The organism is Campylobacter sp. BCW_6465 (assembly GCF_001762815.1).
Taxonomy (GTDB): Bacteria; Campylobacterota; Campylobacteria; order Campylobacterales; family Campylobacteraceae; genus Campylobacter_D; species Campylobacter_D jejuni.
In genome coordinates, this window is sequence record NZ_MJXN01000104.1 from 1 (window position 1) to 452 (window position 452).

The following is a 452-nucleotide window of genomic DNA, read 5'->3' on the forward strand; positions in this document are numbered from 1 at the left end:
AGATAGATCAAAAATGGTATGAAGCTAAAGAACCTAATGAATTCAATGATGGTTTTTGGGGTTCTACAAGACAGATGGAAACTTATAAACCAAAGATATATATTATACCACAAATAACCTTTGAAGATATTCTCCGATCTCCAAAAACCAAACAATACTATCTTTACAATCAAGATTATCAAGACTATCAAAAATTCACTCCTTATGGTTTGGACTTTAAACTTTATAGTAAAGATTTTATCACTAAGCTTGATTTTAAAGATAAAGCTTATAATGTGCTTTATAATACAGGAGTTTAAATGGGAGATAGTATTACGCTTTCTATTTTTGTAGGTTCATTGCTATCCATTGCTGTTATCACAAAATTTTATCTTATAGCTTTATCTGTGCTTATTGCCTTTTCTATTTTAAATTATTGGATGAGAATTAACATAAAAGAATTTGTAAAATCT

The 452-nt window shown here is 27.7% G+C and carries 1 pseudogene; it reads left to right on the top strand.

The features are described from left to right. Positions 1 to 299: pseudogene (locus AJ886_RS10600) on the top strand (hypothetical protein); the annotation flags it as partial. Between the last annotated feature and the right edge of the window lie 153 nt (positions 300 to 452).